A 13,342-nucleotide genomic window follows, 5' to 3' on the forward strand; every position below is an offset into this window, starting at 1 on the left:
CTCGGCGACGACGTTCAACGCGACGAAGGGGAACTGGGCGCGACCGGCCCCTTCCATGTACGGCCACCGCGTGGGGGCGTTCAGCGCGAGTCGCGGCGCCTCGGGTGCGGTCAGGAGGGAGGTGTCGACCTCGGGCAGCGACAGCTCGACCTGGGACCCCTCCACCCCCGGACTCGCAGGCTGGACGACGTACACGGAGTAGTCGCGCTGGGGGTCGGTGTAGGCGCACGAGGGCACGTGGAACCCCGACCGCTCGTCGAACGCCGGCGTCGGGAGCCGGTGGGCGGGGGCGGCGAGCGCGTCGGCGAGGCCGACGGGGGCCACGAACGCCTGCACCGGAGCGCCACCCTGCTCGGTCGGCACCGCTCCGCTGACGTCGAGGTAGGTGCTCACGCCGTCGCGGAAGCCGACCTCGTCGATCCTGCCGAACGCCGCGGACAGCTGGGTCGCCGGGGCTGCGGGCGCGCTCGCTGCGGCGGGCGGGACACCGGGCAGCAGACTGGCGCTCGTGGCGATGGCGGCGCCTGCTGCGATGAGGGCACCCCTGCCCCGTCGATCGTCGTGTCGTGTCATCGCTGCCCCCTCGAAGTCGACGGCTACCGTTCCGCCGTGGAGGAAGGATAGAAGATCGGCCACCTCGAGGTCGGGCGTCCAGCACGAACCGCAGGCGCTGCACCCCGCGGTTCCTCAGAGCTGGTCGACGACCCGCTTCGCGTCGGCGAGGCCGAGGCCCGACTCCGCCCGCAGCAGCTTGATCGCCTCGATCTTGCGGTCCTTGGCCGCGAGGGCCCGGACCTCGGCCGAGACCTTCACCCCGTCGACCATCCCGGCCTCCGCCTGGACGACCGCCGGATCGACGCCGAGGCGCCGCGACAGCTCGTCGACGAGGCCCTCCAGCTCGCGCACCCGTCGCTGCAGCTGCTCGACCTGCCTGGCCTGGCCGTTCCCGAAGAGACCCATGCGGTCGACCCTAGCGATGCCCGGGGCATCGGTCAGGGCCTCGGTCGAGTGTCGGTCAGGGCGTCGTACGACGCGTCGCGGCCAGGTAGGCGCGGCCGCGCGGCGAGACGTCGTACCCCACGTCGAAGCTCTCGGTGAGGCCCAGGTTCTTCAGCTTGCGCACGTCGATCTTGAAGGGGTCGCGCTCGCGGCCCATCTCGGCCGCGAGGTCGGGCGCGCGCACGTGGGGGCGGCGGCCGATGAGGGCGAGGGTGGCCATGGTCCACGGTCCGTGGCTGCTGGCGCGGTCGAGCCGCTCGAGGCGTCGGTCGAGGTCGGCGACGTCGTCGGGCGTGAGGTCGGTGGCGTTGCGCAGGGCGATGCGGGGGTCCTCCCCCGCCCACGCGAGCGTCACGCGGTACGTCGCCTGCTCGGCCGCCGCGTCGGCCGGTCGCAGGCGCGACCGGAGCGCGTCGGCGTCGGGGAAGCCCGCCGCCCGGGCGTCGGCGAGGGGGATGGCGTGCTCGTCGACCGGCTCGACGGCGGTCACCCGCACGACGCCGGCGACGGTGCGGAACTCGGAGCCGACCCGGACGTCGGGGCGGGTCCACCGGCGGAACGCGAGGGTGATCGAGCCGTCGGCGACACCACGGGCGACCTTCGCGGGGAGCAGCACGCGTCGATCATCGCCCGGTCGGGGCGGCGGTTCCAGGGCCGGGCGCGGTGAACGGCTTGCCGAGGTAGACCGACTCCGGCTCGTCGCGGTAGAGCCCGTAGCCCGGCACGGGCACGTAGCCCTCGCGCTCGTAGAGACGGATCGCCGCCGGCTGCTTGAGGCCCGACTCGAGCACGAGCCCGTCGTACCCCGCCGCGGCCGCCTCGGCCTCCAGGTGCAGGAGCATCACGCGGCCCAGTCCCCGCCCGCGGTACGGCGTCGCGACGTACATCCGCTTGATCTCGGCCGCGCGCCGCAGCCCGAGGGCCCCGACGTCCGGTCGCGCCCGCCAGGCCCCGGTCGCGGCGGCGTGCCCGTCGGCGTACCCGACGTAGAAGCTGCCGGTCGGCGGGTCGAACATCGTCGGGTCGAGCGGGGTCTCGTCGGGGCTGCCGTAGAGCACCGTGTACTCCGCCTGCACCTCGCCGATCAGCCGTGCGGCGTCGGCGTGGCCGTAGCCGACGCGCTCGATCCGCAGCCCCTGCTCGCCGTGCCGTGCCGTGCTCACCAGGTGTCCTCCGCTCCGTGCCGCCCCGACGCCGGTGACACACTAGAGCGGTGACGAGCGACCTCCGGATTCCCGCCGACCTGCTGCCCGCCGACGGACGTTTCGGGTCCGGCCCCTCCAAGGTCTCCGACGCGGCGCTCGCCGCCCTGGCCGCGTCGGGCCGCTCGCTGATGGGTACGTCGCACCGCCAGGCCCCGGTCAAGAACCTGGTCGCCCGGGTGCAGGACCGGCTGGCCCGGCTCTTCTCGCTGCCCGACGGCTACCAGGTCGTGCTCGGGCTCGGCGGGTCGACGGCGTTCTGGGACGTCGCGACCTTCGGTCTCGTCCGGGAGCGCAGCCAGCACGTGTCGTTCGGCGAGTTCGGCGGCAAGTTCGCGCAGGCCGCCGTCGACGCCCCCTGGCTCGCCGACCCCGTCGTCGTGACGGGCGCGCCCGGCACCCTGGCGACGCCCTACGCGGTCGACGGCGTCGACACCTACGCCTGGCCCCACAACGAGACGTCCACCGGCGTGATGGCGCCCGTGCTGCGGCCCGCCGGGATCGCCGAGGACGCCCTCGTGGTGGTCGACGGCACCTCGGCCGCCGGCGGCGCGCTCGTCGACGTCGCCGAGACCGACGTCTACTACTTCGCGCCCCAGAAGGGCTTCGCCGCCGACGGCGGTCTGTGGTTCGCACTGATGTCGCCCGCCGCGCTGGAGCGGGCCGCGGAGGTCAAGGCGTCGGGACGGTTCATCCCCGCCTTCCTCGACCTGACGACCGCCATCGAGAACTCGGCGAAGAACCAGACCCTCAACACCCCCGCCATCGCCACACTGTTCCTCATGGCCGAGCAGCTCGACTGGATGCTCGCCGGCGGCGGCCTGCCCGGGATGGCGGCGCGCACCGCCGCGTCGTCCTCGACCGTCTACGACTGGGCCGAGGCGTCGCCGTTCGCGACGCCGTACGTCGTCGACCCCGCCGCCCGCTCCCAGGTCGTGGCGACGGTCGACTTCGCGACCGAGGGCGAGCACGCCGTCGATGCCGCGGTGGTCGCGCAGGTGCTGCGCGCCAACGGCGTCGTCGACACGGACCCCTACCGCAAGCTCGGCCGCAACCAGCTGCGCATCGCGACCTTCCCCGCCGTCGACCCCGCCGACGTCGCCGCCCTCGTGGCCTGCGTCGACTGGGTCGTCGAGCGGCTCTGAGGAGCGGACGCGTCGTACGACGCCCGTCAGACCCGGGCAGCCCCGTGGGCGGTGGGTAGTCCCTGACGAAGTGGTCGTCCCGGCAGTCGGCGAGCGACCACATCGTCAGGGACTATCTCGTGGCCGGGGCCGCCCGGGAGCCCGGACGAACCGGAGGCCCCGCCTCACCCCACCGCGGCGGCGAACTGCGACCGGTAGAGCGCGGCGTACGCCCCGTCGGCCTCGAGCAGCTCGGCGTGCGTGCCCTGCTCGACGATGCGGCCGGACTCCATCACGAGGATGACGTCCGCGTCGCGGATGGTGGAGAGGCGGTGGGCGATGACGAACGACGTCCGGTCGGCGCGCAGCGCGCCCATCGCCTTCTGCAGCAGCAGCTCGGTGCGGGTGTCGACCGAGCTGGTCGCCTCGTCGAGGATCAGCAGCGCCGGGTCGGCGAGGAACGCCCGCGCGATCGTCAGCAGCTGGCGCTCGCCGGCGCTGAGGTTCTCGCCGTTCTCGGTGACGAGGGTGTCGTAGCCGTCGGGCAGCGAGCCGACGAACCGGTCGACGTACGTCGCCCGCGCGGCCTCGCGGAGGTCCTCCTCGCTCGCGCCGGGCCGCCCGTAGGCGATGTTGTCGCGGATCGTGCCCTCGAAGAGCCAGGTGTCCTGCAGCACCATGCCCGTCTGGCCCCGCAGCTCGGCGCGAGACAGGTCGGTGACGTCGACGCCGTCGAGGGTGATGCGACCGCCGTCGAGCTCGTAGAAGCGCATCACGAGGTTGACCAGCGTCGTCTTGCCGGCGCCGGTCGGCCCGACGATGGCGACGGTCTGGCCGGGCCGGGCCACCAGCGAGAGGTCCTCGATGAGGGGCCGCTCCACGTCGTACGAGAACGACACGTGCTCGAAGGCCACCTCGCCGCGGCCGCGGGCGGCCTGCCCGGAGCCGACGGGCCGCATCTGGGCGGCGACCCCGGGGTCGACCTCCTCGTCGGCGTCGATCAGCTCGAAGACCCGCTCGGCCGAGGCCACGCCCGACTGCAGCAGGTTCGCCATCGACGCCACCGTGGTGAGCGGCTGGTTGAACTGGCGTGAGTACTGCGTGAACGCCTGCACGTCGCCGATCGTCAGCGACCCCGACGTCACCCGCAGCGCGCCGACGACGGCCACGACGACGTACGACATGTTGCCGATCAGCATCATCACCGGCATGAGCATCCCGGAGACGAACTGCGCGCGGAACGACGCGTCGTACAGCTCGCCGTTCTGCTCCTCGAACTCCTCCATGACCGCCTCGCGGCGCCCCATCACGGTGACGAGCGCGTGGCCCGAGATCGACTCCTCGACGTGCGAGTTGAGCGTGCCCGTGCGGCGCCACTGCGTGACGAACTGCGGCTGGCTGCGCTTCATGACGGCGCGGGTGAGCACGAGCGAGATCGGTACGGCGATCAGTGCCACCAGGGCGAGCAGCGGCGAGATCCACAGCATCATCGCGAGGATACCGACCACCGTCAGCAGCGAGGTGAGCAGCTGGCTCATCGTCTGCTGCAGCGTCTGGCTGACGTTGTCGATGTCGTTGGTGACGCGGCTGAGCAGCTCGCCGCGCGGCGCCTTGTCGAAGGTGGCCAGCGGCATCGCGTGGATCTTCTTCTCCACGTCGGCCCGCAGCTCGCGCACCGTCGACTGGACGACGTCGTTGAGCAGGAAGCCCTGCAGCCACGACAGCAGCGCGCCCGCGACGTAGACGCCCAGCACGATCAGCAGCGCCTGGCCCACGGCGCCGAAGTCGACGCCCTGGCCGGGCACGAGGTCGCGCAGCCCGGCGACGACGTCGGCCTGGGTGCCGTCGCCCTGCGCGCGCAGGGCCGCGACGGCCTCGTCCTGGGTCTGGCCCGGCGCCAGGCGCTCGGAGAGGAAGCCGGTGAAGACGAGGTCGGTGGCACGGCCGAGCAGCCACGGCCCGAGCGACATCAGCGTGACGCTGCCGATCGCCAGGAGCACGACCAGCGTCGCCTTGACGCGCTGCGGGCGCATGCGGCCGACGAGGCGCTTCGCCGACGGCACGAACGTCATCGCCTTCTCGCCCGTGCCGGCCATGCCGACCGGACCGGGCCCGCGCTGCGGCACCTGGATGCGCTCGGTGGCGGCGAGGTCCTGGCCCTTGGTGCCGGCCCTGGTGGTGTCGGCGCCCTTCGTGGTGTCGGTGCTCATGCCGCCTCCTCGTCGGCGCTCAGCTGGGAGGCCACGATCTCGGTGTACGTCGGGCACGACTCGACCAGCTCCTCGTGCGTGCCGGCGCCGACGACGGCACCGTCCTCGAGCACGAGGATGAGGTCGGCCGCCCGGATGGTGGAGATGCGCTGCGCCACGACGAGCACGCAGGAGTCGGTGGTGTACGGCGCCAGCGCCGCCCGGAGTCGGGCGTCCGTGGCGAGGTCGAGCGCCGAGAACGAGTCGTCGAAGAGGTAGATCTCCGGCTTGCGCACCAGCGCCCGCGCGATCGCGAGCCGCTGCCGCTGGCCCCCGGAGAAGTTGGTGCCGCCCTGCGCGACGGTGGCGTCGAGACCGTCGGGCAGACCCTCGACGAAGTCGCGTGCCTGGGCGACCTCGAGGGCCTCCCACAGCTGGGCGTCGTCGGCGTCGGGGGCGCCGTGGCGCAGGTTCTCCGCGATGGTGCCGCCGAAGAGGAACGCGCGCTGCGGCACGAGCCCGATCCGCGACCAGAGCAGCTCGGGGTCGAGGTCTCGCACGTCGACGCCGTCGACCCGCACGGTGCCCGCCGTGGCGTCCATGAGGCGCGGCACGAGGTCGACGAGCGTGGTCTTGCCCGAGCCCGTGGAGCCGATCACGGCCACCGTCTGGCCCGCGTGGGCCTCGAAGGTGACGTCGCGCAGCACGGGCCGCTCGGCGCCCGGGTGGGTGAACCCGACGCCCTCGAAGGCGAGGTGGGCCTGCTCGGTGAGGGCCTCGACGGGCACCTCGGGCGGGTGCACGCTCGACTCGGTGTCGAGCACCTCGGCGATGCGGTCGGCGCAGACGGCGGCGCGCGGGATCTGCATCAGCATGAACGTGCCCATCATCACCGAGAACATGATCTGCATGAGATAGCTGATGAAGGCCGTCAGCTGGCCGACGCCCAGCTCGCCGGCGTCGACCTGGTGGCCGCCGAACCAGATGACCGCGACGCTCGCGGTGTTGACGATGAGCAGCACGAGCGGGAACAGCGTGGCGAGCCACCGGCCGGCGCGGATCGACACCTCGGTGAGCTGGGCGTTCGCGTCGGCGAACCGCTCCGTCTCCTCGGGCTCGCGCACGAAGGCGCGCACGACCCGGATGCCGGTGACCTGCTCGCGCAGCACCCGGTTCACCGTGTCGATCCGGCCCTGCTGCTTGCGGAAGTTCGGCACCATGCCGCGCACGACGATGCCGACGGCGAGGAACATGACGGGCACGACGATCGCGAAGATCCACGACAGCCCGAGGTCGGTGACCATCGCCATCGCGATGCCGCCGAACATCATGATCGGCACCGAGACCGCGATGCTGCAGGTCATCAGCGTGAGCATCTGCACCTGCTGCACGTCGTTGGTCACGCGGGTGATCAGCGACGGCGCCCCGAACTGCCCGACCTCGCGGCCGGAGAAGTGGGTGATGCGGCCGAAGAGCGCGCCCCGAAGGTCGCGGCCGACCGACATCGCCGTGCGCGCCGAGAACCAGACGGCGGTCACCTGGCAGGCCACCTGCCCGAGGCAGACGACGAGCATGACGAGGCCGACGCGGGCGACGTAGCCGGTGTCGCCCTGGACGACGCCCGTGTCGAGGATGTCGGCGTTGAGCGCCGGCAGGTAGAGCATCGCGCCGGTCGAGGCCAGCTGGAGCAGGCCGATCGCGACGAGCCAGCGGCGGTAGGGCCGCAGGTGGGTCCGCAGGAGGCGGAAGAGCATCAGGACTCCTCGGGGAGGTCGAGGCCGTGTCCGCCGGGGGTGGGGCGGAGCGTGCCGTGGAGGATCACGTCGACGATCTGCTCGGGTGAGAGCGGGGAGTCGGCGCTGAGGTGGGGGTGGCTGCCGGAGAACGTCAGCAGCCGCAGCAGGCGTACGACGTCGGCGACCGGCACGCGGAGCGCGTCGGCATCCGGCTCGACGAGGGCCGCGAACGCCGCCGCGCTGCGCCTGCGGGCGACGTCGCCGTCGCCGTCCTTCTGCAGGCGCTGCGGCGGGCCGACGAGGCCGAGGGCGGTCATCACGGTGAATATCGAGCGGAACCGGTGCTGCACGACCCGGGTTGCGGCGAGGAGCCGCTCGCGCAGCGGCAGGCCGAGGTCGACGCCCTCGAGCTCGCGGATGAGCGCGGAGGGGTCGAACGCCTGGTCCAGCGCCGCCGAGAACAGCTCGTCCTTCGTGGCGAAGACCCGGAAGATCGTGCCCTCGGCGATGCCGGCGGCCTCGGCGATCTGCTTCGTCGTCGTGCCGCGCCCGTGCACCGCGATGAGGGGCAGCGCGGCGTCGAGGATCGCGCGCCGCCGCTCGTCGGGCGGCAGCGGCGAGGCCCGCCGGGGCGCGGGGTCGGACGCCGCCCGGTCGGTTGTCACGGAGGGCGCGGTCTCCGGGGCGGGGGCACTGGTCACGATCGTCGAGCATAGGTGAGTGAGCACTCACTCACCAGCGACTTTTCGTCGGTGGAACGGGCGGGCAGTTTCGCCGCTCGAGCGGTTAAACCTCCTCTTCGCGCCTTGAATTTCGGTCGCCAAGAGGCAGTTTCGCCGCTCGAGCGGTGAAACTGCCGCCCAGCCCCTCAGCCCAGGGCGGCGACGACCCCGTCGTACGCCCGGCGCCCGAGGGCGACGATGCGCGCCTCGCGGACCTCGGTCGGGGTCTCGCGCAGCGTCGTCACGGCCGCCGCGACCGCGTCGTCGAACGGCCAGCCGTAGACCCCGGCGCTCACCAGGGGGAACGCCACCGACCCGGCCCCCAGCTCGTCGGCCACGGCCAGCGCCCGGGCGTAGCAGGAGACCAGCAGCGACCGGTCGCGCTCCCCGCGCGTCCAGTTCGGCCCCACCACGTGGATCACCCAGCGCGCCGGCATCCGGCCCGCGGTGGTCCAGCCCGCGTCACCGGTGGCGAGGCCGTCGGGGAAGCGCCGGCGGCAGTCCTCCAGCACCTCCGGGCCGCCTGCAGCGTGGATCGCCCCGTCGACGCCGCCCCCGCCCCGCATGCCCCGGTTGGCGGCGTTGACGACCGCGTCGACCGCCTGGGTCGTGATGTCCCCGGCCACGACGGTGACCTCGGCGTGCCCGCTCACGCGTCCGCCAGCAGCCGCAGGGTGGCCTTCTCGTACGCCGCCTGCCGGGCGTCGACGGTGTCGAAGGTGCGCCGGGTGGTGGCCTGGATGGTCCGCCCGGCCTCGTAGGCCTCGACGACGCGCGGGTCGACGTACGCGCTCCGCGCCAGCGTCGGGGTGTTGCCGAGGAACGACGAGACCTCCTTCATCGCCCCGCTCACCGCCCGCTTCTGCGACGCCTTCGTCTCCCCCGGCTCCTCGGTCTCCGCGAGCGCGGCGGCCGCGAGCACGGTGGCGTGCCAGGTGCGGAAGTCCTTGGCCGTGCCGTCGAGCCCGGTCGTCTCGCGCACGTACTCGTTCACCAGCGCCGGCAGCATCGAGCGCCAGCGGCTGCGGTCCTTCCAGGCCAGCAGTCGCAGGTCCTCGCCGCGCCGGCGGCGCATCACCTCGAGCGCCTCGATCACGGTCACGTCGTCGATCTCGATGCGGTGGTCGACCCCGGACTTGCCCCGGAACGAGAAGACCAGCAGGTCGCCGCGCCGCCGTACGTGGCGCCGCTCCAGGGTGGTCAGCCCGAAGCTGCCGTTGGTGTCGGCGTAGACGTCGTTGCCGATGCGGAAGTAGCCGAGGTCGAGCAGCCGCACGGCGGCCGCGGTCGCCCGCTCGAGCGGCATGCCGTCGCGGCCGAGGTCGACGAGCACCGTCTCGCGCGCCTTCGCCAGGGCCGTGCCGAACGCGACCATCCGGTCGAACTTCTGCTCGTCCCGCTGCTCGCGCCAGGCCGGGTGGTAGAGGTACTGCCGCCGACCGGCATCGTCGGTGCCCACCGCCTGCAGGTGGCCGTTCTCGTGGGGCGTGATCCACACGTCGGCCCACGCCGGGGGGATCACGAGGGCCTTGACGCGCGCCACCTCGTCCTCGCCGAGGCGGGCGCCGTCACGGTCGAGGTAGCTGAAGCCCCGCCCGACCTTGCGACGCGTCCAGCCGGGCTGGTCGGGAGAGGTCCTGCGCAGCCGCACCATCCGAGCGACGCTAGCCAGGCGGGGGTACGGCGCGGCTCACCCGGGAGGGCGTCTGCGGCGCCCGCGCACGAGGGCGGCGCCGAGCGCACCGAAGATCACGAGGCCCACGACCCCGACCGCCACGAGCGGCCACCACGGGACGGTGCCGTCGATCGTCGGGTCGGCGTCGGTGCCGTCGCCGACCGCGGGGTCGTCGACGAGCGGGGCGTCGCCCGCGCCGTCCGAGGGCGTCGTCGTCACCGGCGCCGTCTGCGCCACGAGGTCGTCGGGCAGGGGCACGTCCAGCACGGGCTGGTCGGCGCCCTCGCTGCTGATGAGCAGCGAGGTGGCGTCACCGGCGGCGTCGACCGCGACCGCCTCGCCCTGCTGCTGCTGGGGCAGGTCGAAGCTGCCGACCTCGACGAGGTCGGGATAGCTGTAGACGACCGCGGCGCCGTAGGTGCGCACCACGAGGTGGCGGCCGTCGGGGAAGAAGGCGGCGTCGGTGGCGATGCCGACCGCGGGCCCGGCCTGGCGCAGGACGTTGGGCGCCGTGCGGGAGAGCTCCTCGGGCGCGAGGTAGAACGCGCCGCCCAGCACGCCCTTGCTGACGACGAGGATCTGGCCCGTCTGCGGGTGCACCAGCAGCGACTCGGCGTCGCGGGCGCCGTCCTCGAAGACCATGCGGTAGCGGGCGGGCTGCACCTCCTGGTCGCCGCGTCCGACGGGCACCCGCAGCAGCGTCACCGAGTCGCGGGCCGCCAGGTTGTCGCCGATGTCGCCGACCCAGACCTCGCCGGTGGGGGCTCCGCGCTCGTACGCCGGCGCCACCGCCTCGACGTCGGTGGGGTCGGGGCTCCAGCTCGTGACCCCGACGGTCTCGCCCGACGCCGGGTCGACGGTGAACACCCGCCCGGCGTCGCCGGAGTCGTTCACGGTCACGAGCAGCCCGTCGACGACGGCGAGCCCGCTCGACTCCACGATGTCGGGATCGGCGAACCGGGTCACCTCGGTCGCCCCCGTCTCCTCGGCGGCCGGCGTCAGCGACGCGCCGATCGCGAACGGCAGCAGCAGCGCGGCCACGGCCGCCCCTCCCACGAGCACCCGCCTCACCTCACGTCGAGCAGCTCGGCCAGCCGGGGGCGGATGCCCCAGGCGGCGACGAGGTCGTCGTACTCGGTGCGCACCGCGCCGCCCTTGACGGGCTTGCCCGCGCGCACCGCCCGCAGCAGCGTGTTGCGGGGCGTGTGCTGGCTCTCGACGAACTGCACGACCTCCACGCGGTAGCCGGCCAGGCGCATCAGCGAGGCCCGCAGGCCGTCGGTGAGGGTGTCGGCGAAGCGCTCGCGCAGGATCCCGTGGCGGGTGAGCATCGCGTACGGCGCAGGCGTGGGCGTCCTGCGCAGCTGGGCGGCGACGTCGTGGTGGCAGCACGGGGCGGCCAGCACGAGCGTGGAGCCCCACTCGACGGCGCGGGCGAGCGCCTCGTCGGTGGCGGTGTCGCAGGCGTGGAGGGCGAGCACCACCTCGGGCGGGCCGGCGAGGCCCGGCAGGTCGCTGAGGTCGGCCCCGGCGATGCTGCCGACCGTGAACGTCAGCTCGTCGGCGACGCCGAGGCGCTCGGCCACCGCGGTGTTGTGCTCGCGGGACTGCTCCTTCACGTCGACCCCCACCAGGTGCACCGGCAGGCCGCGCACGTGGCTGAGGTAGCGGTGGGCCGCGAAGGTCAGGTAGGCGTTGCCGCAGCCGAGGTCGACGACCCGCAGGGGCTCCTCGACGGTCGGGCGGCGCAGGTGGCCGCGCTGGACGGCCTCGGTGACGGCGGCCTCGAGCAGGCGGGCGAACTCCTCGACCTGGCGGTACTTCGCCTGCCGCGTCGGCTTGATCCGGCCCTGGGCGTCGGAGATGCCGAGCGCGACCAGCACCGGGTCGTCCTCGGGCAGGAGCCGCTCCTTGTCGCGGTCGTGGCCGCGGTCGGCGACGACCTCCTCGGCGCGGTCGGTCGTGTGGCAGACGGCCTCGAGCCGCTTGGTGACCCGCACCTGGTGGGTCTGCGTGGTGGTGTCGACGTGCCAGTTGCCGAACGGCTCGTCGAGCAGCGCGTCGACGGCCTCCCGGGCCTCGACCGAGCCCGCGGGGTGGTTGGCGGTGTGGGCCTGCGTGGCGTCGTACGACGTCACCTGCAGGTGGCGGCCCGCCTTGAGGTCGACGTAGCGCAGCTCGGCGCGGCGCCAGCGCGGCTCCGTGCTCTTCTGCCGGCCCGACGCGACGGCCTTGACGAGGGCCTCGGGGTCGAGCAGGTGGGAGCGCATGCGCGTCAGCACGCGGAGGAGGGGTTCGGTCACGGCACCACCAGGGGGTTCAGCGGGAGGAGGGGCGGGCCGGTCACCAGATCGCGGCCACCACGACGATGAGGATGAGTGCCCCGAGCGCCACGGGGATGATGAGGCGGCGGTGGCGGGGGTTCACGGTCCCGAGTGTAGGTCGCCCCTCCCGCCCGTCCGTCAGGACCAGGCCCCCCGGGTGTACTGGTCCGGGTACGGGCCGTCGTGCCGGTCGACGCCGAGCTCGTGGGCGGCCCGCTGCGGCCAGGCCGGCTCGCGCAGCCCGGCGCGGGCCAGCAGCACGGCGTCGGCGTGCCCGTCGACGAGGATCTTCTCCGCCTGGGCGGGGTCGGTGATCTCCCCCACCGCGGCGACCGGCAGGCCCGCGGCCGACACGGCGTCGGCGAACGGCACCTGGTAGCCGGGGCCGGTGGTGATCTCCTGGCGCGGGTCGGCCCCGCCCGAGGAGACGTCCACGAGGTCGACGCCGTGACCCGCGAGCACGCCGGTCAGGCGCGTGGACTCCTCGACGCTCCAGCCGCCCTCGACCCAGTCGGTCGCGCTGATGCGCACGAACAACGGCTTGTGCTCGGGCCACACCGCCCGCACCGCGGCGGCCGTCTCGACCACGAGGCGGGTGCGGCCGGCGAAGTCCCCGCCGTACGCGTCGGTGCGCGCGTTCGCCAGCGGGCTCAGGAACTGGTGGAGCAGGTAGCCGTGGGCGGCGTGGATCTCGACGACGTCGAACCCGGCCTCGTCGGCACGGCGCGCGGCGGCGGCGAACGCGTCGACGACCCCGGCCACCTCCTGGAGGGTGAGCGCCGCCGGCGCGGTGAAGCCGTCGAAGGCCAGCGCGCTCGGGCCCACCGTCGGCCAGCCGCCGTCGGCCTCCGCGACGGAGCCGCGACCGGTGCCCGAGCCGTCACCGGCGCCGCGCCACGGGGCGTACGTCGACGCCTTGCGCCCGGCGTGCGCGAGCTGCACGCCGATCGGGGTCGAGCCGTACGGCGACTGCGTGTGCGCGAACTCCACGACCCGGCGCCAGGCCTCGGTCTGCGCGTCGTTCCAGAGGCCGGTGTCCTCGGGGCTGATCCGCCCCTCCGGCACCACGGCCGCCGCCTCGGTGAGGACGAGGCCGAAGCCGCCCGTCACCCGCGCGCCGAGGTGCACGAGGTGCCAGTCGGTGGGCACGCCGTCCTGCGCCGTCACGGAGTACTGGCACATCGGCGCCAGCCACACCCGGTTCGGGAACGTCACCCCGCGCAGCGTCAGCGGCGAGAACAGGACGGGCCCGTCCGTCGACGCGGCGTCGTCGGGCACGGTCAGGGCAGCGGTTCCGGTGGTCACGTACGGCCCCAACGACCACCGGGCGCGGGGCATTCCTGGCTACCCGTCCCCGGCGCCCCGTGCAAC

General features: G+C 73.8%; 13 protein-coding genes. 1 reads left to right on the plus strand and 12 read right to left on the minus strand.

What is annotated here, in order from left to right:
• The 4 genes from K329_RS23475 to K329_RS0100020 form a co-directional block, all read right to left on the minus strand.
• A partial coding sequence (locus K329_RS23475) for a hypothetical protein (RefSeq protein ID WP_043641681.1) occupies positions 1 to 573 on the minus strand: 573 nt, incomplete at its 3' end.
• Between the two features lie 114 nt (positions 574 to 687).
• Complete coding sequence (locus K329_RS31165) at positions 688 to 960, minus strand: hypothetical protein (RefSeq protein WP_043641682.1); 273 nt, start codon at positions 958 to 960, stop codon at positions 688 to 690.
• Positions 961 to 1,015: 55 nt separating this feature from the next.
• Complete coding sequence (locus K329_RS0100015) at positions 1,016 to 1,615, minus strand: ASCH domain-containing protein (RefSeq protein ID WP_028471461.1); 600 nt, start codon at positions 1,613 to 1,615, stop codon at positions 1,016 to 1,018.
• Positions 1,616 to 1,622: 7 nt separating this feature from the next.
• Positions 1,623 to 2,162, minus strand: a complete 540-nt coding sequence (locus K329_RS0100020; protein ID WP_245596385.1) for a GNAT family N-acetyltransferase — start codon at positions 2,160 to 2,162, stop codon at positions 1,623 to 1,625.
• 50 nt (positions 2,163 to 2,212) lie between these two features.
• Between K329_RS0100020 and serC the strand changes: the two genes are divergently transcribed.
• Positions 2,213 to 3,346, plus strand: a complete 1,134-nt coding sequence (gene serC, locus K329_RS0100025; protein ID WP_028471463.1) for a phosphoserine transaminase — start codon at positions 2,213 to 2,215, stop codon at positions 3,344 to 3,346.
• Between the two features lie 164 nt (positions 3,347 to 3,510).
• Here serC and K329_RS0100030 read toward each other — a convergent pair whose 3' ends face one another.
• The 8 genes from K329_RS0100030 to K329_RS0100070 form a co-directional block, all read right to left on the minus strand.
• Positions 3,511 to 5,535, minus strand: a complete 2,025-nt coding sequence (locus tag K329_RS0100030; protein ID WP_028471464.1) for an ABC transporter ATP-binding protein — start codon at positions 5,533 to 5,535, stop codon at positions 3,511 to 3,513.
• Complete coding sequence (locus tag K329_RS0100035) at positions 5,532 to 7,268, minus strand: ABC transporter ATP-binding protein (RefSeq protein ID WP_028471465.1); 1,737 nt, start codon at positions 7,266 to 7,268, stop codon at positions 5,532 to 5,534. Before K329_RS0100035 ends, K329_RS0100030 begins: the two co-directional genes overlap by 4 nt.
• Positions 7,268 to 7,951, minus strand: a complete 684-nt coding sequence (locus K329_RS23485) for a TetR/AcrR family transcriptional regulator (RefSeq protein WP_169721552.1) — start codon at positions 7,949 to 7,951, stop codon at positions 7,268 to 7,270. The genes K329_RS0100035 and K329_RS23485 overlap by 1 nt, the downstream gene beginning before the upstream one ends.
• A 167-nt stretch (positions 7,952 to 8,118) precedes the next feature.
• The gene (locus tag K329_RS23490) at positions 8,119 to 8,625 is read right to left on the minus strand and encodes an O-acetyl-ADP-ribose deacetylase (RefSeq protein ID WP_043641686.1); all 507 of its coding nucleotides are present in this window, start codon (positions 8,623 to 8,625) and stop codon (positions 8,119 to 8,121) included.
• Positions 8,622 to 9,626: a DNA topoisomerase IB gene (locus tag K329_RS0100050; protein ID WP_028471466.1), complete on the minus strand. Its 1,005-nt coding sequence runs from the start codon at positions 9,624 to 9,626 to the stop codon at positions 8,622 to 8,624. The genes K329_RS23490 and K329_RS0100050 overlap by 4 nt, the downstream gene beginning before the upstream one ends.
• A 36-nt stretch (positions 9,627 to 9,662) precedes the next feature.
• Positions 9,663 to 10,709, minus strand: a complete 1,047-nt coding sequence (locus K329_RS23495) for a hypothetical protein (RefSeq protein ID WP_052336182.1) — start codon at positions 10,707 to 10,709, stop codon at positions 9,663 to 9,665.
• A 5-nt stretch (positions 10,710 to 10,714) separates the two neighbouring features.
• Positions 10,715 to 11,950 carry a class I SAM-dependent methyltransferase gene (locus K329_RS0100060; RefSeq protein ID WP_028471467.1) on the minus strand — a complete coding sequence of 412 codons (1,236 nt, stop codon included), beginning with the start codon at positions 11,948 to 11,950 and terminating at the stop codon, positions 10,715 to 10,717.
• Between the two features lie 159 nt (positions 11,951 to 12,109).
• The gene (locus tag K329_RS0100070) at positions 12,110 to 13,276 is read right to left on the minus strand and encodes an NADH:flavin oxidoreductase/NADH oxidase (protein WP_281169780.1); all 1,167 of its coding nucleotides are present in this window, start codon (positions 13,274 to 13,276) and stop codon (positions 12,110 to 12,112) included.
• Positions 13,277 to 13,342: the final 66 nt, after the last annotated feature.

Source organism: Nocardioides alkalitolerans DSM 16699 (assembly GCF_000426525.1).
Taxonomy (GTDB): Bacteria; Actinomycetota; Actinomycetes; order Propionibacteriales; family Nocardioidaceae; genus Nocardioides; species Nocardioides alkalitolerans.

Bases quoted from the DNA above. Each gene is read 5' to 3' on its own strand.
- K329_RS31165 (WP_043641682.1), bottom strand. From the start codon at position 960: ATGGGTCTCTTCGGGAACGGCCAGGCCAGGCAGGTCGAGCAGCTGCAG.
- K329_RS0100035 (WP_028471465.1), bottom strand. From the start codon at position 7,268: ATGCTCTTCCGCCTCCTGCGGACCCACCTGCGGCCCTACCGCCGCTGG.
- K329_RS0100030 (WP_028471464.1), bottom strand. From the start codon at position 5,535: ATGAGCACCGACACCACGAAGGGCGCCGACACCACCAGGGCCGGCACC.
- K329_RS0100050 (WP_028471466.1), bottom strand. From the start codon at position 9,626: ATGGTGCGGCTGCGCAGGACCTCTCCCGACCAGCCCGGCTGGACGCGT.